An 18,579-nucleotide genomic window follows, 5' to 3' on the forward strand; every position below is an offset into this window, starting at 1 on the left:
GGCGGCCTCAGCCGGCCTGGGCAGATGTGGCGGGGCCTTCTTTCTGGAACTCCCGCCGCCCCCTTGGGGCATGAGGGAAGGACGCTGGGCGGGCTGGGCTGTTGGGGCGGCCGGGTGGGGGGTGGGGGAGTTAGGTTCGGGGGGTGGGGTTGGAAATGCGGCAGTTGCGGTTTTTTGTTGCGGTTGCGGAGGAGTTGAACTTCTCGGTTGCGGCTCGGCGGCTGTTCGTGTCGCAGCAGGCGCTCAGCCGGGTGATCCAGCAGCTCGAACGGGAGCTGGGGGTCACGCTGTTCGAGCGGACCACACGGTCGGTGCGGCTCACCGCTGCGGGTGAGGCCATGCAGCCTTGGGCGCGGCGGGCAATCGCCGCTGCCGAGGAGGCGGTCGGCGCGGCGCGGCGGGTCGGGGTCCGGCCGCTCCGCCTTGATCTGGCGTCCACCGGACTGCTCACGCCGGCGAGGATCCTGCGGCGGTGGCGGCTCGATCAGCCGGATGTGCCGACGGAACTCGTCGAGGACGGCGTTCCCCGTGGGCTTGATGCCTTGCGTGAGGGCCGGCTGGACGCGCTTCTGGGCCTGGCGACGCACTGTCCGGCGGATCTGGAGGCGCAGCTGGTGTGCCGGGAGCCGGTTCTGGTCGGGATGGGACGCCATCACGAACTCGCCGGGCTGGACGCGGTTCCGGTCTCCCGGCTGACCGGTGTCGATCTGCTGCTGCCGTCCGATGCGGCCGCGGTCGAGTGGGTCGAGTTCGTCCTGCTGTTCTGCGCGCAGGCGGGCGCGCGTCCGGGACGCTGGCCCGCCGCCACGCACGGCTCGGCCGCTGCCGCCGAGGTGCTGCGCCGCACCGACTGCCTGACCCCGACGGTCGCCTGGGCCGACCCGCCCGAGGACCTGGTCTTCCGTCCGCTCGTGGAGCCGGCGCCCGTCCACGCCTGGTCGCTGATGACGGCGCCGGAGGACGACTGGAGCCCCGAGTTGCGAGCCTTCCTCGCGTCCGTCGGCATTGACAACCTGGGCGTGTGAATGGGCGTGTAATCGGTGTTTCCGTCGGCGCGGACGCCCTGCCTACGGTCGGCCTGGGGGCAATTCGGCCCCTGCTGACCTGAAGGGTTGTCATGTCGTCTTCTTCGTTGGTCTGGTTCATCACGGGCGCCTCCAGCGGGTTCGGTAGAGCCCTTGCCCTCGCGGCGGCTGGACGCGGTGACCGGGTCGTTGCCACGGGCCGTGTTCTGGGCGATCTCGACGGTCTCGTCCAGGCCCACCCCAGGCGGATCAGCGCGGCCACCGTGGACGTGACCGAGCCCGCTTCCGTCCAGCGCGCGGTGGAGTCGGCGGTCGCGGACTTCGGACGGATCGACGTCGTGGTGAACAACGCCGGATATGCGGTGCTCGGGGCGCTGGAGGAGCTGACCGAGGAGGACGTCCGGCGGCAGGTCGAGGTGAACCTCTTCGGCATGCTGGCGGTCACCCGGGCGGTGCTTCCGGTCCTGCGGGCCCAGCGCAGGGGACATCTCGTCCAGATGTCGAGCATCTCGGGCGCGCAGCCGTGGGTCGGGTTCAGCCTCTACGTCGCGACCAAGCACGCGGTCGAGGGCTTCTCCGCCAGCCTTGCCGCCGAGGTCGCCCACCTCGGTGTGAAGGTGACCATCGTGGAGCCCGGCCCGTTCCGGACCGACTTCTTCACGCGCTCGATGGTGCGCTCGCAGCCGCGCCCGGAATACGCCGACTCGGTCGGGCGGACGAGGGACTTCCTGGAGACCTTCGCCCAGCCGGGAGATCCGGAACGGGCCGCCCAAGCGATCCTGACCGTCGTCGATGCCGGTGATCCGCCGCTGCGCCTTCCCCTCGGCGGCTACGCGGTGGACGAGTTCCGCGCGGAGTACCGCTCCCGACTGTCCGAGATCGACGCGTGGGAGGACCTCGCGCGCGGAGCGGACTTCCCGGTCGCGAGCGTGTCATGACCAGCTCCCTGCAGGACCCGCCGGCCGTTCGGGCCCCGGCGACACTGCTCCCGGTGGTCTGCGCGGCGATCTTCTTCGACGCGCTCGACCTGTCGATCACGCAGATCGCGCTGCCGAGCATCCAGACTGGCCTGGGCTTGTCGACCAGTGCCCTGCCCTGGGTCGCGACGGCCTATGTGGTGACCTACGGCGGGTTCCTGCTGCTCGGCGGTCGGACCGGCGACATCCTCGGCGCCCGCCCCGTCTTCCTCGTCGGCCTGGCCGTCTTCGGGATCGCGTCGCTGGCCTGCGGGCTGGCGGGCGACGGCGCCGTCCTGCTCGGCGCCCGCGTGGTCCAGGGCGTCGGCGCGGCGGCGACCGTCCCGACCGCCGTCGCGATGCTGGCCGCCGCGTTCCCCGAGGGTCCGGCCCGCAACCGGGCGTTCGCTACCTTCGCGGCCGCGGCCGCCAGCGGCTTCAGCGCCGGTCTGGTCCTCGGCGGGCTGATCACCGGCGGGGCGTCCTGGCGGTGGATCTTCCTCGCCAAGGTGCCGCTGGTCGCCGCCACGCTGGTCGCGGCCGTCCGTTCGACGCCGCGCTCGGCCGCTACCCGGCGCGGACGCTACGACCTCGCCGGTGCGCTGACCGCCACGACCGGCGCGATCCTGCTCCTCTACGGCATCACCGAACTCGCCGACCCGGCCGCCGGTGTGCCGGCAAGGACGATCCCGTTGCCGGTGGCCGCGCTCTTCCTGGCGGCCTTCGCGATGATCGAGCGGCGCAGCGGCGCGCCCCTGCTACCGCCCCGGCTCCTGCGGGCGCGCGGCCTGGTCGCCGCGGACACCGCCGCGCTGACCGTCCTCGCGGCCCCGATCGGGGTGTCGTTCCTGGCCACCCTCTACCTCCAGGACGTCCTGCACCACTCGCCGATGGCCACCGCGCTCACGCTGCTCCCGGCGGGGGTCGCGTCCGCGGCGGTCGGACGGTGGGTGGCGCCGCGCGCGCTCGACCGGTTCGGGCTGCGGATCTGCTACACCGGCGCGCTGGTCGCGGTCGCGGCAGGCGACTCGCTGCTGGCGGCGCTCACGCCGGGACGGGCCGTCTACCTGATCGTCACGGCGACCGTCCTCTCCCTCGGGATCGGCATGGGCGTCGCCTACCCCGCCGCGACCGTCGGCGGTCTGATCCGCACCGACCCGGCCGACCACGGCGCCGCGGCCGGGCTGAACAACACCGCGCTCCAGGTCGGTGGCGGGCTCGGGCTGACCCTGGTCGCCGCAGTGGTCACCGCTGCCCTGGGCGGCGCCACCGCCGGGAGCGCCGCACCTGATGTGGCGACACACGCGATACGGCTCGGAGCCGTCGCCATCACCCTCATCCCGCTGGCTGGAGCGGTGATCGCCTTCGCCGGGCTCCGGGAAAGCCGTCCGGCGGCCGTGACCTGATCCAGCCGCCGGGCGCGGCGCGGTTTTGGCGGGACAGGGACGGGCGCTACTCGGTTCGTAGGGCGGTGGCGGTTCGGGATTTGGCTGCCCAGGTGGCTGGGAGGAGGGCGCCTAGCAGGGCGATCACGATTCCGCCGACCAGTAGGGGGATGATCAGGCCGGCGGTGTAGGTGTGGGAGACGCTTGGTGGGAGGTGGCGGCCGATCGCGTTGCCCATCGGGGTCAGCGTCGCCTTCTCTACCGCGACTCCGAGCGGGACGCCGATCAGCCCGGCGATCAGGCCGGTGACGGTCACCGAGGTCAGGACCATCGCGATGGTCTGCCTGGGCGTCATCCCGAGGGCCTTGAAGATCCCCAGGTCGTGGACGCGCTCCCGGGTGTCCTGGACGACCATGTTCAGCACCCCGAGCGCGGCGACCGCGACCAGCATCAGGGTGAGCGCGGCCACCAGGGCGCCCATGGTGAGCACCACGATGGTCTTGCCGCTGTTCGAGTTCGACTCGACCGAGGCGTTCAGCGGCTTCAGCGCGGCGGTGGCCGAGGTGGACCAGTCCGATTCGTTAACGTTCGACGCGAGCTTGACGTTGAACTGGTCGATGCGCGGGGTCAGTCCGCTGGCGGTGAAACTGGCCGCGTCCGTCAGGACGGTGTAGTCGCCCATGTTGGTGTCGTAGTTGATACCGGTGACGTGGAGTGACAGGTGCTTGCCCAGCTGCACCACCGTGATGTCGTCACCGACGTGGATCCCTGCCGCCGAGGCCAGCTTGTCGCCGACCACGGCCTCGCCCGGGGACGAGTACCAGCGGCCGGACAGCAGCTCCATGTGCGTCCAGGAGAAGTCGCCGGTGATCGTGTACACCGTCGTCGGTTCGCCGCCGGGCGGGCCGCCGACCATGGTCGCGCCGCTGTCGCCCCAGCCGAACGCGGCCTTGGTGCCCGGGGTCCTGGCGAGCGCGCCGGCCACGTTGGCGGCGTCCAGGTGGTTGTGGCGCGGGTCGTTGGGGCTGTAGCGGCCCCACGGCACGCCCACGTCGGCCGTGGGGATCACGATCCTCGACCCCTCGCTGAAGCCCGAGGTACTGGCGTTCAGGTACTTGGTGAACCCGTTCTCCAGTCCCACCGCGAACGTGGCGCTCACCACGCCGAACAGCACCGCCAAGCCGACCACGACGGTCCGGGCCGGTCGGGCGAACGGCTGGGCCAGGCCCAGCGACACGGCCCGGGGCAGCGGCAGTCGCGAGGCGAGGCGCTGTGCTGCTTGCCCGCCTCCGGCCTTGGGGGCGCGGCCGACCAGCAGGGCTCGCACGGCCGGCATCCGGCCGGCCCGCAGTGCGGGGATCAAAGCCGTGACGGCGACGATCAGCAGGGTGCCGAGCGGCACGACTGCATTGACCCACAGCGGAATGGCGGTACTGGACGCGCCGAGCTGCTTGGTGGCGCCGTCCAGGATCGGTACGGCCAAGAGGTTGCCGGAGACCGTGCCGAGGACCGCGCCGAACGTCGCGGGGATCATGGCCTGCGCGGTGTAGGCGCGGGCCACCTGCGCAGGGGTGAAGCCCAGCGACTTCAGAATCCCGATGCGCCGGATTCCGGAGGCCACGGCCCCGCTGACCACGATCGAGATGATCAGCACCGACAGGAACAGCCCCAGGATGCCGAAGGCGGTCAGGAACGGCACGTAGGCCTTGGCATTGCCGGTCGCCTGCAGCTCCGCGGTCAGGTACGACTGCCCGCCCTGGACGGCGCCGGCCGGTGCGGCGGCGGCCACGGCCTGCTTGCCGGTGGTGATGTCGGCCGCGGTCCGGGCCTTGGCGAGCCGGTAGAGCATCTGCCGGTCGGACGTGGCGCCGGCGGCGGTGAGCCGCGCGAACCCATCAGCGGTGGTGAAGGCGGTCGCGCTGCTGGTCACCGAGCCGCCGAACCCGACGACCTTGAAGGACGGCTTGCCCGGCAGCGAGGAGAACACCACCGAACTGCCGAAGCAGCCGGTGGCGTAGTGCTGCCACGGCAGGGCGATCTCGTCCGGGCCGGTCGGCCAGCGTCCCTTGGTCAGCGCCAGCTGGTCCATCCCATGGGTGCTGCCCAGGTCGGGCCGGGTGCTGACGGTGATCGGACCGTTGTCGTGTCCGGCGAGATCCTTCTTGGGGCAGTCCGTGCCGACGGTCGTCTCCAGGGCGGCGGCGATCGGGTACGGCCCGGACGCCTCGGTGACACCGGTCGCGTGGGCGGTGGCGGCGGCCTGCGCGGCCGTGACCTTCGAACTGTTGAACTGAACGGCCAGGTGCGCGCCGTTCCGGTCCTTGAAAGCGTGCTCGAACGGGGCCTGCACGACGGCCAGCAGGCCGAGGGAGAGTACTGAGGACGTCACCGCGGCGAACGTCGTCAGGGTCATGACGAGGGGCTGGACCCGGCGGCGGCCCACACCGGAGCGGACGACCTTGCCCAGGGCGCTCATTCGGCCGCTCCTGCCGGGCGGGGCAGCGGCGTGCGGGCAGCCAGGCCGGCACCGCGGCCGTGGTTGATGACGTCCCGCTCGACCGCGCCGTCCACCAGCTCGATCGTGCGGTGCGCGGTGCTCGCGGCCAGCTGCGCATCGTGGGTCACCAGCAGGATGGTCTGGCCCTCGCCGTTGAGGTCCAGCAGCAGCCGGCGCACGCCCTCGGCCGAGTTCGAGTCCAGCGCGCCGGTCGGCTCGTCGGCCAGCAGCAGCGCGGGCTTGTTCATCAGCGCCCTGGCGGCCGCCACCCGCTGCCGCTGCCCGCCGGACAGCCGCTGCGGGTAGGCGCCGGCATGCCGGTCGATGCCCAGCGAGCCGAGCAGTTCGGCGGCCCGCCGCTTCGCCTCGGCCCTGCCCATCCCGGCCAGCTGCGCCGGAACCATGACGTTGTCCAGCACGGTCAGGTCGTCCAGCAGGTTGAAGAACTGGAAGATCATGCCGATCGAGGCCCGGCGGTACTTCGCCGAACCGGTCTCGCTGAGCCGGTCGACGCGGGTGCCGGCGACGGTGACGCTGCCGCTGGACGGCTTGTCCAGGCCCGCGATCAGGTTCAGCAGGGTGGACTTCCCGCTGCCGGAATGGCCGAGGATCGCCACGCACTCACCGGACGCCACGGACAGGGTCACACCGGCCAGCGCGGGCGGGCCGTCGTCGTACTTCTTCGTCGCATCGCGAAGATCGATCAGCGGTGGATTCGTCATGTCCACGAACCTAGGAACCGGACGCCGTCCGCCGCGTCGGCCGCCGGATGTCACCGTTCCGCAGGTCGTCGGCCCGGCGGTGTACCCGCGTACATCCCCGGGCCGACGCGGGCAGCGGGCGCCGCTGCATACGATCCCGGTATGGAAGAGCTTCTCCAGCGACTCTCGACGTCGAGGGGCGTGACCTGGCTGACGGCGCAGGCCGCGGTGCTGGCCACCACCTGCTCCTACGCGCTGATGCTCGCCTGGACGATGCCGGCCTCCCGGACCGGGCTCTTCTTCGCCCTCGCCCTTCCGGTGCTGCTCGTGCGCCGCCTGCCGACGGTGGCCTTCGCGGCGATCCTGGGCGAAGCAGTCGCCGGCGACATCTTCGGCATGCGGCCCTCGGTGGTGTTCGTCCTGCTCGTCGCTCTGTGCGGGTACCTCGCCGTCCGGCGTCCGAAGATCGCCGCCGTCGGCGCCGTCGCGGCCGTCCCGGCGGCGTTCGTCAACGTCACCCACACCGCCGGGGAGACCGTCAGCGACGCGGCCCAGTTCGCCGTTGGGCTCGCGTTGTCGTTCGCGCTCGCGTGGGTCTTCGGCGGGGTGTATCGCAAGCGGCGTGAATACCTCGACGCCCTGGACGAGCAGAAGGCGGCCCGGGCCGTCCTGACCGAGCGGCTGCGGATCGCGCGCGAGCTGCACGACAGCGTCGCGCACAGCATCGGGATCATCACGGTGCTGTCGGGAGCGGCGGCACGGGTCGTGGAGACCAAGCCGGAGCAGACGCGGCAGGCGCTGACCGGCATCGAGACCACCAGCCGGGAGGCGCTGCTCGAACTGCAGCGCATGCTCGGGGCGCTGCGCCGCGCCGAACCGGACGACGCCATGCCGCAGGCCGCTCCGCTGGCCCCGGCCGGCAGCCTGGCCGACGTCCCGCGGCTCGCCGAACGCACGGCCGACGCCGGGGTGCGGGTCCAGGTGACCTGGCAGGGCGAGCAGCGGCCGCTGCCGCCGGAGATCGAGCTGTCGGCGTACCGGATCATCCAGGAGTCGGTGACGAACGTCGTGCGGCACTCCGGGGCGCGGACGTGCCGGGTCGCCGTCGGTTACGAACCGAAAGGCGTGACGATCGAGGTGGAGGACGACGGGGACGACGGCCCCGGCGGGACGGGCCGCCGGAGGCTCTCCGCGGCCGGCGGAAGCGGCTTCGGCCTGCTCGGCATGCGCGAGCGGGTGACCCTGCTGTCCGGCCAGTTCAGCGCCGGCCGCCGGCCCGAGGGCGGCTTCCGCGTAACCGCGAGGCTCCCCGCATGATGCATGAAAGGGACACTCCATGAGTGTGCGGGTGCTGCTGGTGGATGATCAGCCGTTGCTGCTGGTCGGGCTGGCGATCCTGATCGGCGACACGGACGACCTGGAGGTGGTCGGGGAGGCCGGGGACGGCCACGAGGCGCTGCGCCTGGTGCGCGAGCTGCGTCCGGACGTCGTGGTGATGGACATCCGGATGCCGGGCATGGACGGGATCGAGGCGACGCGGCGGGCGACCGCCGAGCCGGATCCGCCCAAGGTGCTGGTGCTGACGACCTTCGACGACGACGAGTACGTCTACGGCGCGCTGCGCGCCGGGGCCAGCGGGTTCCTGCTCAAGAGCATGGCGCTGGACGCGATCCTGGACGCGATCCGCGTGGTGGCGGCCGGCGACGCGCTGATCGCGCCGAGCGTGACCCGGCGGCTGATCGCCGACTTCGCCGGGACGTCCGCCCCCGCGGCTCCCGAACCGGTCGCCGAGCCCGAGACGGACGCTCCTCTCATCGCGGAGATCACCGACCGGGAGCGCGAGGTGCTGGCCCTGGTCGGGCAGGGGCTGTCGAACACCGAGATCGCCGAGCGGCTGGTGATCAGCGCGGCGACGGCGAAGACCCACGTCGCGCGCCTGTTCGCCAAGCTCGAAGCCCGCGACCGCGTCCACCTGGCGATCATCGCCTTCGAGTCCGGACTCGTACCGCGTCGACGGTGACGACCCCCGCTTCATTTCGTGGTCGAGCGGATACGCTTGGTGTTCCCCTGTCTGGTGTGGAGTGCGGGTGGACACAAGCGGAATCACCTCGGCCCGGGAGTTCGGGGCGCATCTCCGGGAACTGCGCGGAGACCTCACCCAGGCGGCCGTGGCCAGGCGCTCGCACAACGACCGGGCCTCGCTGACCCGCCAGCGGGTCTCCAACATCGAGAACGGCGCGCTCCCGACGGCCCAGCAGCTCTGCTGCTACCTGCACGGATGCGGCAAGCTCGGCCTCCTGGACGAGCTGGAGCCGGTGCGCCGCCGGGTCGAAGCGGCAGCCGCCGGCAACGTCCGGACGTCCGCGGAGGCATACCAAGTGCGGCCGCGCTTCGTGGTTCTGGTCGTGGCCACAGCCGGGGCGAGCGCGCTGGCGACCGGTGTCGCGGTGGCACTGTTCATGGGCTGGTTCGCCGGCGGCAAGGCGCCCGAGGACGCGGCGGCCGCCGGCACCCCGGACTGCCTCCAGGGGAACGTCTGCTTCTGGCCCGAGCCGAACTACCTCGGCCGGAAGATCACGCTGCCGCCGGACTACTTCAGCGACAGCAGGTGCCAGGCCCTGCCGTTCGTGGCCCGTTCAGTGCAGAACAACAGCAGGGAGCGGCAGCGGCTCTTCGCCGGGACGGGTTGCACCGGTCAGGTGACGATCCTGCAGCACCTCGGACGGGAGCCGCTCCCGTCCGTCGCGGTGCTGAGCTTCCGGCACAGCTGAGGGGCGACGCCCCGCGCCCGGAGCGCGGAGGCATCGCCCCTGAGCCGGGCGGAGAGGTCAGTAGATCCTGATCGTCTCGTAGTGCTGCCACGAGAAGTGCGGGTAGTAGTCCCGGCTCGCGCCCGGGGCGATCGCGTAGATCCGGCTGTACGGAGGCGTGCTCCAGACGACCTGGACGTTGATGACGCGCCCGCAGCTGACGTTCGTCACCTGCACGCCGTTGTCGGTGATGTGCCGGACCTTCGCGCAGCCGTTGGGCTCGGCCGCCTGGACGGCCGAGGCCGGGCCCGCCGGGTCGGCGGGCGCGGCGGGTGCGGCGGCCGAGGCGTAGGCGGCGCCGCCGAACAGCAGCGTGCCGCCCACCAGGGCGCCGGCGATGGCCGATCCGCGCAATGCGTTCCGCATGACGTTCTCCTTGTGCTGAATCCGATGGCTTGCGGATCCGATCCGGCACCGCTGCGGTGGTCGTCCACAGCTGCCGGTGACCCGCGAAAGCACGACAGCAGAGCCGGAGCGTCGGGCACCAGAGGGAACGGTGTCAGCACGTGCCCCGACATGTCTACGGACACGTCGCGACACTGTGACCTGCGACGACACACCGCGCGCGAATCGCGGACTCGATACGCCGCCGCATGCCGGCCGCCATTGTGGGGGCCGCGGGAAAGGGCGGCCCCCAGGGCGCGGTCAGGCCAGGGCGTAGCCGAGGCGGCCCTCGACGACGAGCTTGCCCGAGGTGGGACGGCGCTCGCAGTCCGAGCGGGACGACACGAAGTGCTCCGAGTGGGAGCCGGTCGGGATCGAGCAGCGGTAGAGCGGCTTGACCTTCACGCCCTTGGGCGGCTTGACGTACACGTAGCCGATGCGACCCAGGAACACGCTCTTGGAGCTTTCACAGTCCGAACGCGTGGAAACGAACTGGTCCAGCAGGACGTAACCGTTGAGGCAGCTGTAGAGCGCCCTCGTTCCGCTGACCGGCTGGGCCAGGATGCGGAACGTTCCTTCCCGGCGGTAGAGCGGACCGGGTGAGGCGGCGGTGGTCACCCAGTGCTTGCGCTGCGCGCCACCGAAGTAGCGCACCAGCGTGAGCGACTTGGGCGCGGCGGCCGCCGTCGCGGCGACCGGAGCCGCCTTGGTCCCGTGGGCGCCGCCCGACTCGGCGAGCGCCACTCCGCCGGTGACCGCGAACGCCGCGCAGGCCGCGCCCGCCACGACGAACTTCGTTCTCATTCAGCAGCCCCCCAAGGCTGATCAAAGGAGTGAGGACGCCAGATGCTCGCACAGGTGAGGGCAGGCGCCGGCAGGCGGGTGGCTCACTCGCACGCGTTGCACAGCGAACCGCACGCCCTGCACACCCCGTGCCGTCAGGAGAGGACCTCGCGGAGCTTCTGGGCGAAGGCTTCGGGCTTTCCGGGGTAGCCGGTTTCGGGGCCGACGAAGCCGCCGTGGTGGCTGGGGAAGACGACGGCTTCCTGGCCTAGGAGGGCGGCGGTCGCGCGGGCGGTCCGTCCGGTGAAGGCGTCGCCGGTCTCCTCGCCCACGGCGATCACGACGCGGGTGGGGGCGCTGATCAGGGCCGGGAAGTCGGGCTCGTAGCCGGTGATCGGCCAGGACGCGTCCGACAGCAGCGGGTCGCCGCGGTTGCCGTCGTCCTCGGACGGCATGCCGAACGCGGCGGGGTCGGCCTCGGGCTGGGCGAAGTAGGCGTCGGTGTACTCGCCCTGCCAGGAGGCCATCGCCATGAACGCGGCCATCCCGGCGAAGAAGCCCCTGGCCTCGTAGGCGTCGCGGACGGCGTTCCGGGCGCGTTCGGCGGCCTCCGCGTCCGGGAGGACGGTGATGAGCGGCGGTTCGTGCGCCACCAGGGTCGCCACGTCGCCGGGGTGGGCGGTGACCAGGGCGAGCGCGGTCACGGCGCCGCCGCTGCTGGCGAACATGTCGACCGGGCCCGCGTCCAGCGCCTCGATGATCGCGTGGACGTCGCGGGCCTGGGTCTCGGGGTCGTTGTCGGTGCGGCCGTCCCTCCGCTTGCTGCGTCCCAGGCCGCGCGGGTCGTAGGTGACCACGGTGCGGTCGCCGAGGTGCGCCGCGAGCGCGCGGAAGCCCTCGGCGGTCATGGGCTGGCCGATCATGACGAGCGGCGGCCGTCCGTCCGCGGTCGGCAAGGGCCCCTGGACGTCGTAGACGAGGTCCACATCGGGCGTTTCAAGCACGTTGAAGGTCATATCGACTCCTGCGGATTCGCGGTTCCGTCACCGGGCCTTCGCGGGCCCCTTCCACCTGGTGGTCGGAGCCGCCGCCGGCTTCTCGACATCCCGGGAAGAAATCTCGCGGGCCTACATTGCGGTCTACCCAGGCGTCCGCCTCCCATGAGGACGTGCCGGAGGCCCCACCGCGGTGCTTGGCGCGGTGGGGCCGGGGCGGGGCGGGTCAGCCGAGGACGGGGTAGTTGGCGCGGAGGACGTTGCGGGGGTCGCGGGCCTGCTTGATCTGCTGGAGGCGCGCGAGGGTGATGGAGGAGAAGGCCTGCGCGGCCGATTCGCCCGGGGCGAGGACGGTGTAAGGCTTGCGGCCGCTGACGTAGGACTCCAGGTCGGCCACGACGTCCGCCTGCTTGGCATGGGTCGCGTCGGTGGTGTGCGGCAGGCCGACGCCGACGAGGCCGAGGAGGTACGGCTCGGGCAGGACGCCGCTCGCGCCGGCGGCGGGGTCCGGGTCGGCCAGCGCCCCGCCGAGGTGCCTGATCTGGACGTTGATGACCGGCGCCACCGGCTTGGCCAGGAGGAGGTCCACGGCGTCGTCGTCCAGGGAGGTGAGGAGTTCGGCGCGGGTGATGGACGGGACGGGGTCGGTGGGCTCGGCGGTGATGCCGCCCAGGTCGGCGATCGGGACGATGCCGCGGCTGTCGGAGAGCGCGTCCCCGATCTTGTCGATGCGGGCCAGGAGCGCGGTGGCCTCGGCGGTCTCACCGAGGTAGGCCATGTCGAGCGTCACCATCGGCGGGCCGCCGGGGAGCTGGAGCCGGTTGATCCAGACGCTGAGCTCGCGCGGGGCGTCAGCGGTGATCTCCAGGAAGGCGTCGTACACCTCGCGGGTGCGGTGTTCCGGCCAGACGACGCGTCCGCCGTAGAGGGACGGGACGGGGTAGAGGTCGAGTTCGAGCGCGGTCACCACGGCGAAGTCTCCGCCGCCGCCGCGCAGGGCCCAGAACAGTTCGGGGTCGGACTCGGCGGTCACGCGGGCCGGTTCGCCCTCGGCGTCCACGATGTCGAAGGCGCGGACGCTGTCGGAGGCGAAGCCGTACTTGCGGCTGAACCAGCCGACGCCGCCGCCCAAGGTGTAGCCGGTCACGCCGACGCCGGGCGCGCTGCCGGCGAGGCCGGTCAGGCCGAGCGGTCCGGTCGCCGCCAGGATCTGGGCCCACTTCGCGCCTGCGCCCACCCGGACGACACGCTCCTCGGCCCGCACCTCCACCTCGTTCAGCAGGCCGGTGCGCAGCAGGATCAGGCCGTCCACATCGCCCGAGGCGCCGTGGCCGGTCGGCTGGGTGGCCACCGTCCTGCCCGTCCGGCGGGCGTAGCGGACGAGCGCCGACACATCCGGGACGTCAGCGGCTTCCACCACGGCCGCGACGGGCTGGCTGACGGTGAGGTTCCACGCCTTGCTCGCCTGGTCGAAGCCTTCGTCGCCGGGCAGGAGGACGCGGCCGGTGAGGACGCTGCGCAGGTCGTTGATCGTCATGGTCGTCTCCAAGTCGGTAAGGGTGTGTCAGGCGGACGTCGGGGCGGCGGTCTCCCGCGCCTTGCGGCTCTCCCGCGCCTTGCGGGTCTCGCGGGGCTTGCGGGTCCCGCGCGGCTTGCGGGTCTCGCGGGGCTTGCGGGTCTCGCGGAGGATCAGCAGGCCGGTGGTCGCGATGAACACCGAGGTCAGGCCGTGGACGCTGAGCGCGATCGCGGTGGAGCCGTGGTGCGCCAGGACGGTGATCATGTCGCCGAACGGGGCGGCGGCCACCCCCAGCAGGGCCCAGCCGAGGGCGCGGCGGTGGCCCGTCAGGAGCAGGAGGGCCGCTGCCAGGCCCATCCCGTTCTCGCGGTTGCCCTTCACGTTGAGGAAGCCGCCGCCGTCGCCGGACGGCCAGTGCGGCAGGCCGAAGCCCGGGGCCTGGACGTCCGGGATCAGGAGGAAGGTGATCCCGAGGTAGAAGCTGAACAGGATGACGATGGCGGCCAGGACGGTGTTGACGTTCTTCAGCGTCATGGTTCTTCTCCTAGGACGTTCAGCCGCGGACGCGGCGGATGTGGCGGGCGTAGCGGGGACGGCCGATGACGTGCCAGACGAGGCGGACCGGAGCGGGGACGCCGCGCAGGACGAGGGCGCGCTCGGCCGGGTCCGCGTCCTCCAGGACGGCGCCGAAGAGGGTGAGCAGGACGGGTTTGGGGGTGTTGTTCACCAGGTGGTCGCCCAGCGAGGCCCACTCCCGCTCGGTGATGTGCTCGGCCGCGAGCGGGAGGAGGGTGGCCTCCTCGTCGTCGAGGTGCTCCAGCAGGACGGCGCGGTGCTCGGTGAGGGCGGCCACGAGGGTGTCGCGCTCGTCGGCGCCCGCGGCGGCCTCCCAGGCGGGGACGGCCGCGTCCAGCCTGGTCAGGGTGGCGGTGATGCGCTCGTGCTGGGCCTCCATGCGCAGGACGATGTCGGCCTTCAGGTCCACGCGGGCCAGGAGCGGCGGCCACAGCAGCTCGTCCTCGCCCTCGTGGTGGTTGCGCAGGCCCAGCCGGTAGATGCGGAAGTGGTCGGCGAGCACCCTGGCGCGGGCGGTGTCGCCGGGGGCGACGGCGGCGACGAGCTCCACCAGCAGCCGCGACTCGCGGCGGAGGACGCGGTGGACGATCTCCATGTCCCGGGTGTTCACGCTCATCTGCCCTGCCCTTCCTCGGTTGCGACGTGTCCAGGCTGCTCCCGGGCGTTTGGAGCGGACTTGGAACCGACTTGGACCGGCCCCGTACGATGTGCGGATCATGGTCTTCGTCCGGGTGCTGGGCGCGTTCGCGGCCGAGGTGGACGGTGCGGTCGTCCACCTCGGCGGGCCGCGGCAGCGGGGTGTGCTGGCGCTGCTGGTGGCGGCGCGCGGGCAGGTCGTGCCGGTCGACCGGATGATCGAGGACCTGTGGCGCGGGGAGCCGCCGGCGCGGGCGCTGATGTCCCTGCAGGCGTACGTGTCCAACCTGCGGCGGCTGCTGGAGCCCGGCCGCCCGCCGCGCACGCCCGCCCGGATGCTGGTGAGCGCGTCGCCCGGCTACGCGCTGCGGATGCCGCCGGAGTCGGTGGACGCGTGGCGGTTCGAGGACCTGCTGGACCGGGCGCGGACGGACGCCGACCCGCGCGCCGCCCGGGCCCGGCTCGCCGAGGCGCTGGCGCTGTGGCAGGGCCCGGCGTTCGCCGAGGTCGCCGACGAGCCGTGGGCGGCGGCCGAGAAGGCCCGGCTGGACGAGCTGCGCCTCGTCGCGACCGAGCTGCACGTCGCGGCGGGTCTGCGCCTCGGTGATCCTGCCGCGGTGGTTCCCGAGGCCGAGCGGCTCACTCGGGACGAGCCGCTCCGCGAGGAGGGCTGGCGGCTGCACGCCCTGGCCCTGTGGAGCAGCGGACGCCAGGCCGACGCGCTCGCGACGCTCCGCCGCGCCCGCGCTGTCCTCGCCGAGGAGCTCGGTCTCGACCCGGGCCCGGACCTTGCGGCGCTGGAGGACGCGATCCTCAACCAGCGCACGGACGTCATGCGCGAATCCGTCCCCCCGCCACCGCCTCGGTCCGCACCGAAACCGCCGCCGCTGCCGACCCCGCCACCGCCTCCATCCGCGCCGAAACCGCCGTCGCTGCCGACCGCGCAACCGCCGTCAGCGACGTCTTCGACGTTCGTCGGACGGGAGGCGCAGCTGTCGGCGCTGGTCGCGGCCGCTTCCGAGGCCGCCGTCGACGGAACCCGCATCGCGCTGGTCACCGGCGAGGCCGGGCTCGGCAAGTCGACGCTCCTCCAGCACCTCCGCGACCGGCTCGAACGGGACGGGTGGCTGGTCGCGGTCGGGCAGTGCCCCGAGGTGGACAGCGCTCCGCCCGCGTGGGCCTGGACCGAGGCGTTGCGGGCCGTCGCCGCGTCCGCGTCCCCGGGAGGGTTCGCCGACGACCTGGCGCCGCTGCTCACCGACACCGGAGCGGCGGACGCCGACGCGACCGCCGGGCGGTTCCGGCTGCGCCAGGCCGTGTGGAAGTGGCTCGCGGCGGTCGCCGGGGAGCGTCCGGTCGCGGTCGTCCTGGACGATCTGCACTGGGCCGACGCCGCCACGCTGGAGCTGCTCGGCGGCGGTCTCGGCCTGCGGGCTCCGATCCTGGTCGTCGCCGCGTACCGCGCGGACGAGAGCGGGCACCTCACCGAGACGCTGGCGTCGCTCGCGCGCGCGACGCCGCTCCGCCTGGCGCTGCCGGGGCTGGACGGCGAGGCCGTCGCGCAGCTCGTCCGGACCGAGTGCGAGACCGACGACGAGACCATCGCCGGGATCGCCGAGCGCACCGGCGGCAACCCGTTCTACGTGCGGGAGAGCGCGCGGCTGCTGAACGGCGAGGGCGCGCTGGTCGCGCTGTCGGAGGTCCCCGAGGGCGTGCGGGACGTCCTGCGCAGGAGGCTCGCGCGGCTGCCCGAGGGCGGCGTGTCGGTCCTGCGGCTCGCGGCGGTCGCGGGCCGCGAGAGTTCGGTGGACGTCCTGGTCAAGGCCGCGGACGCCGACGAGGACGGCGTGATGGACGCGCTGGACGCGGGTGTCATCGCCGGGCTGCTCGACGAGCCCGCACCGGGGACGGTCCGGTTCGTCCACGCCCTGGTCCGGGACACGCTCGTCGCCGACGTCAGCAAGCTGCGCGCGACCCGGATGCACGCGCGGATCGCCGACGCCCTCGAAGGCTCCGGGGACGTCGCGGCGCTGGCCCACCACTACGCGCGCGCCGGATCGCCGAAGGCCGTCGGGTACTGCGTCCGCGCCGCCGAGCTGGCCGAGGCCCGCTATGCCCACGATGTCGCGGCCTGCCTGCTCGCCGACGCCGTCGCCAACGCGACCGGCCCGGACGAACGCGTCGAGCTGCTCGGCCGGCTGATGCGCGCGCGGATCAGGGCGGGCGCCGTCGCCGCCGCCCGCGAGACGCGCCGCGAGGCCGTGGAGTACGCGGAGTCCCTCGGACGCGACGACCTGATGATCGCCGCGTTCACCGCGTGGACGGAGCCGACCGTCTGGCAGGCCCGCACGTACGGCACGGTCGACCGGCCCGTCATCGAGCGGCTCCGGCGCCTGCTGGAGCGCGACCTCGACCCGGCGGTCCGGTCCCGGCTGCTGACGGCGTACGCGAACGAGCTGGTCGGCGAGGACGACCCGTCCGTCCTGGCGGCGGCGCAGGAGGCGCTCGACCTCGCGACCGAGCCCCGGCTGCGGGCCGCGGCGCTCGCGATCCTCGCCGAGGTGCACCGCGACGCCGGGCTCTGCCGGGAGCTGGTGGACCTCGGGACCGAGCACGACCTGCCGGTCTACCGCGTCACCGGGCTGCTCGACCTCGCCGGCGCCGCCGCGGCCGGCAACGACCCGGCGGCCCTGCGCCGGGTGATCGCCGAGGCGCTCGACCTCGCGCGCGCCTACCGGATGCCCGAGGCGATCGCCGTCGCCGAGATCACGCTGGCGTCCCTGGCGCTCATCGAAGGCCGGTTCGCCGACGCCGAGGCCCTCTACCTCAAGGCCGACGAGGGCATGCGGCGCGCTGGGTCGGTGCACGCCGCGGGGTTCCTCGACCTCGCCCTGGCCGCGATCTGGCTGAACGACGGCACGCTCGGCGCGCACCTGGACGAGGTGCGCGCCCTCCACGCCGTCCTCGGGTCCATGACCGCGGACCTGCTCGTGCTCGCCCTGCACGCGAACGGCCTGGACGCCGAGGCCCGCGAGGTCCGCACGGCGGCGTCCGGTCCGATCCGTCCTGACTTCTTCTTCACCTTCCTCACCACGCTGCGCGCGATGGCCGCCCTCGCCCTGGACGACCGGGACGCCGCCGAGGAGGTCTACGCGACGCTGCTCCCGTTCCGCGACGGTCCCCCGGCGGGCGCGGAGAGCGTGTCGCTGGCGCTGCCGCCCGTCGCGCACACCCTCGGTGAGCTGGCCGTCCTGCTCGGCCGCGACGGCGAGGCCGCCGGCCACTTCACCCGGGCCGCCGCCATCGCCGACCTGTGGAACGCCCCCCACTGGGCCGCCGAGGCCCGCGCCCGAGCCGGGTCGTCCGCCGGACAGTGACGCAGGTCATGCCGGCGCGCTGTTATGGCGCCCGGTCCGCCGGTGTCTTGATGTCCGGCAAGCGATACCGAGCGAAACGGAAGCCATCATGAGCAAGGTCTGGTTCGTCACCGGCTCGTCCCGCGGCCTGGGCCGCCACTTCGTCGAGGCCGCGCTGTCCCGCGGGGACAAGGTGGCCGCGTCCGCCCGGAACACCGGAAGCCTGGACGACCTGGTCGCCACCTACGGCGGCGCGGTGCTCCCGCTGTCCATGGACGTGACCGACAGGGCCGCCGTCTTCGCCGCCGTGACGCGCGCCAAGGAGCACTTCGGACGCCTCGACGTCATCGTCAACAACGCCGGTTACGCGCAGATCGGCGCGGTCGAAGAGCTGACCGAGCAGGAACTCCGCGACCAGATGGAGACCAACCTGTTCGGCGCGGTCTGGGTCGTCCAGGCCGCGCTGCCGCACCTGCGCGAGCAGGGGTCGGGGCACATCGTCCAGCTGTCGTCCGCCGCCGGGCTGATCGCGATGCCGCTCGGCGGCGCCTACCACGCGTCCAAGTGGGCGCTGGAGGGCCTGAACGAGGCCCTGGCCCGCGAGGTCGCCGGCTTCGGCGTCAAGGTGACCATCGTCGAGCCCGGCGGGTTCGCCACCCGCGACGGCAAGAACCCCGACCCCCTCGCCAACGGCCACATGGCCGAGCCGAACCCGGCCTACGCCGGTCTCCGCCGGCACCTCGCCGAGGCGGCCGGCAAGCAGCCCGCCGGCGACCCCGCCGCCGCGGCCCGCACCCTCCTCAAGATCGTCGACTCCGACGCCCCGCCGCTGCGCGTGCTGTTCGGCCAGGGCTTCTACCCGCTGGTCCAGCAGGCCTACGCCGACCGCCTCAAGACCTGGGACGACCACCAAGACCTAGCCGCCGAAGCCCACGGCGCCCAGACCCTGTAATCCG

At 73.0% G+C, this 18,579-nt stretch carries 16 protein-coding genes; 8 read left to right on the plus strand and 8 right to left on the minus strand.

What is annotated here, in order from left to right:
• The first annotated feature begins 155 nt into the window (after positions 1-155).
• The 3 genes from FHU30_RS13535 to FHU30_RS13545 all read left to right on the plus strand — a co-directional run bounded on the left by FHU30_RS13535 (position 156) and on the right by FHU30_RS13545 (position 3,387).
• Positions 156-1,025, plus strand: coding sequence for a LysR family transcriptional regulator (locus tag FHU30_RS13535; RefSeq protein ID WP_301323161.1), 870 nt, complete (start codon positions 156-158; stop codon positions 1,023-1,025).
• A 92-nt stretch (positions 1,026-1,117) separates the two neighbouring features.
• A complete protein-coding gene (locus FHU30_RS13540; RefSeq protein ID WP_253875557.1) occupies positions 1,118-1,963 on the plus strand; it encodes an oxidoreductase in 846 nt (281 codons plus the stop codon).
• The gene (locus FHU30_RS13545; RefSeq protein WP_253875559.1) at positions 1,960-3,387 is read left to right on the plus strand and encodes an MFS transporter; all 1,428 of its coding nucleotides are present in this window, start codon (positions 1,960-1,962) and stop codon (positions 3,385-3,387) included. Before FHU30_RS13540 ends, FHU30_RS13545 begins: the two co-directional genes overlap by 4 nt.
• 46 nt (positions 3,388-3,433) lie before the next feature.
• Here FHU30_RS13545 and FHU30_RS13550 read toward each other — a convergent pair whose 3' ends face one another.
• Both FHU30_RS13550 and FHU30_RS13555 read right to left on the minus strand, forming a co-directional pair.
• Positions 3,434-5,842, minus strand: coding sequence for an ABC transporter permease (locus FHU30_RS13550; protein ID WP_253875561.1), 2,409 nt, complete (start codon positions 5,840-5,842; stop codon positions 3,434-3,436).
• Complete coding sequence (locus FHU30_RS13555) at positions 5,839-6,585, minus strand: ABC transporter ATP-binding protein (RefSeq protein WP_253875564.1); 747 nt, start codon at positions 6,583-6,585, stop codon at positions 5,839-5,841. The genes FHU30_RS13550 and FHU30_RS13555 overlap by 4 nt, the downstream gene beginning before the upstream one ends.
• Before the next feature lie 141 nt (positions 6,586-6,726).
• Here FHU30_RS13555 and FHU30_RS13560 point away from each other — a divergent pair, with 141 nt between their 5' ends.
• The 3 genes from FHU30_RS13560 to FHU30_RS47045 all read left to right on the plus strand — a co-directional run bounded on the left by FHU30_RS13560 (position 6,727) and on the right by FHU30_RS47045 (position 9,335).
• Positions 6,727-7,881: a sensor histidine kinase gene (locus FHU30_RS13560; RefSeq protein WP_253875567.1), complete on the plus strand. Its 1,155-nt coding sequence runs from the start codon at positions 6,727-6,729 to the stop codon at positions 7,879-7,881.
• Between the two features lie 19 nt (positions 7,882-7,900).
• Positions 7,901-8,584, plus strand: a complete 684-nt coding sequence (locus FHU30_RS13565; RefSeq protein WP_253875570.1) for a response regulator — start codon at positions 7,901-7,903, stop codon at positions 8,582-8,584.
• A 67-nt stretch (positions 8,585-8,651) separates the two neighbouring features.
• Positions 8,652-9,335, plus strand: a complete 684-nt coding sequence (locus tag FHU30_RS47045; RefSeq protein WP_253875573.1) for a peptidase inhibitor family I36 protein — start codon at positions 8,652-8,654, stop codon at positions 9,333-9,335.
• A gap of 57 nt (positions 9,336-9,392) precedes the next feature.
• Here the strand turns inward: FHU30_RS47045 and FHU30_RS13575 are convergent, their stop codons facing one another.
• The 6 genes from FHU30_RS13575 to FHU30_RS13600 all read right to left on the minus strand — a co-directional run bounded on the left by FHU30_RS13575 (position 9,393) and on the right by FHU30_RS13600 (position 14,247).
• The gene (locus tag FHU30_RS13575) at positions 9,393-9,740 is read right to left on the minus strand and encodes a hypothetical protein (RefSeq protein ID WP_253875576.1); all 348 of its coding nucleotides are present in this window, start codon (positions 9,738-9,740) and stop codon (positions 9,393-9,395) included.
• Between the two features lie 279 nt (positions 9,741-10,019).
• Positions 10,020-10,562 carry a hypothetical protein gene (locus tag FHU30_RS13580; RefSeq protein WP_253875578.1) on the minus strand — a complete coding sequence of 181 codons (543 nt, stop codon included), beginning with the start codon at positions 10,560-10,562 and terminating at the stop codon, positions 10,020-10,022.
• A gap of 134 nt (positions 10,563-10,696) precedes the next feature.
• Positions 10,697-11,557: an alpha/beta fold hydrolase gene (locus FHU30_RS13585; protein ID WP_253875580.1), complete on the minus strand. Its 861-nt coding sequence runs from the start codon at positions 11,555-11,557 to the stop codon at positions 10,697-10,699.
• A 205-nt stretch (positions 11,558-11,762) separates the two neighbouring features.
• Entirely contained in the window at positions 11,763-13,073 is a 1,311-nt protein-coding gene (locus FHU30_RS13590; RefSeq protein ID WP_253875583.1) for an FAD-binding oxidoreductase, read from the minus strand.
• A 27-nt stretch (positions 13,074-13,100) separates the two neighbouring features.
• Positions 13,101-13,589 (minus strand): DUF4267 domain-containing protein, encoded by a 489-nt coding sequence (locus FHU30_RS13595; RefSeq protein WP_253875585.1) that lies wholly within the window; start codon positions 13,587-13,589, stop codon positions 13,101-13,103.
• Positions 13,590-13,608: 19 nt separating this feature from the next.
• Entirely contained in the window at positions 13,609-14,247 is a 639-nt protein-coding gene (locus FHU30_RS13600; RefSeq protein ID WP_253875588.1) for a hemerythrin domain-containing protein, read from the minus strand.
• A gap of 100 nt (positions 14,248-14,347) precedes the next feature.
• Between FHU30_RS13600 and FHU30_RS13605 the strand changes: the two genes are divergently transcribed.
• Together FHU30_RS13605 and FHU30_RS13610 are read left to right on the plus strand one after the other, a co-directional pair.
• On the plus strand, positions 14,348-17,644 hold the full coding sequence (locus tag FHU30_RS13605; protein WP_253875591.1) for an ATP-binding protein: 3,297 nt from the start codon (positions 14,348-14,350) through the stop codon (positions 17,642-17,644).
• Positions 17,645-17,732: 88 nt separating this feature from the next.
• On the plus strand, positions 17,733-18,575 hold the full coding sequence (locus FHU30_RS13610) for an SDR family NAD(P)-dependent oxidoreductase (protein WP_253875593.1): 843 nt from the start codon (positions 17,733-17,735) through the stop codon (positions 18,573-18,575).
• Positions 18,576-18,579: the final 4 nt, after the last annotated feature.

The organism is Actinomadura rupiterrae (genome assembly GCF_024172125.1).
Classification (GTDB): domain Bacteria; phylum Actinomycetota; class Actinomycetes; order Streptosporangiales; family Streptosporangiaceae; genus Spirillospora; species Spirillospora rupiterrae.

Bases quoted from the DNA above. Each gene is read 5' to 3' on its own strand.
- FHU30_RS13535 (WP_301323161.1), top strand. From the start codon at position 156: ATGCGGCAGTTGCGGTTTTTTGTTGCGGTTGCGGAGGAGTTGAACTTC.
- FHU30_RS13540 (WP_253875557.1), top strand. From the start codon at position 1,118: ATGTCGTCTTCTTCGTTGGTCTGGTTCATCACGGGCGCCTCCAGCGGG.
- FHU30_RS13545 (WP_253875559.1), top strand. From the start codon at position 1,960: ATGACCAGCTCCCTGCAGGACCCGCCGGCCGTTCGGGCCCCGGCGACA.
- FHU30_RS13550 (WP_253875561.1), bottom strand. From the start codon at position 5,842: ATGAGCGCCCTGGGCAAGGTCGTCCGCTCCGGTGTGGGCCGCCGCCGG.
- FHU30_RS13555 (WP_253875564.1), bottom strand. From the start codon at position 6,585: ATGACGAATCCACCGCTGATCGATCTTCGCGATGCGACGAAGAAGTAC.
- FHU30_RS13560 (WP_253875567.1), top strand. From the start codon at position 6,727: ATGGAAGAGCTTCTCCAGCGACTCTCGACGTCGAGGGGCGTGACCTGG.
- FHU30_RS13565 (WP_253875570.1), top strand. From the start codon at position 7,901: ATGAGTGTGCGGGTGCTGCTGGTGGATGATCAGCCGTTGCTGCTGGTC.
- FHU30_RS13575 (WP_253875576.1), bottom strand. From the start codon at position 9,740: ATGCGGAACGCATTGCGCGGATCGGCCATCGCCGGCGCCCTGGTGGGC.
- FHU30_RS13580 (WP_253875578.1), bottom strand. From the start codon at position 10,562: ATGAGAACGAAGTTCGTCGTGGCGGGCGCGGCCTGCGCGGCGTTCGCG.
- FHU30_RS13585 (WP_253875580.1), bottom strand. From the start codon at position 11,557: ATGACCTTCAACGTGCTTGAAACGCCCGATGTGGACCTCGTCTACGAC.
- FHU30_RS13590 (WP_253875583.1), bottom strand. From the start codon at position 13,073: ATGACGATCAACGACCTGCGCAGCGTCCTCACCGGCCGCGTCCTCCTG.
- FHU30_RS13595 (WP_253875585.1), bottom strand. From the start codon at position 13,589: ATGACGCTGAAGAACGTCAACACCGTCCTGGCCGCCATCGTCATCCTG.
- FHU30_RS13600 (WP_253875588.1), bottom strand. From the start codon at position 14,247: ATGAGCGTGAACACCCGGGACATGGAGATCGTCCACCGCGTCCTCCGC.
- FHU30_RS13605 (WP_253875591.1), top strand. From the start codon at position 14,348: ATGGTCTTCGTCCGGGTGCTGGGCGCGTTCGCGGCCGAGGTGGACGGT.
- FHU30_RS13610 (WP_253875593.1), top strand. From the start codon at position 17,733: ATGAGCAAGGTCTGGTTCGTCACCGGCTCGTCCCGCGGCCTGGGCCGC.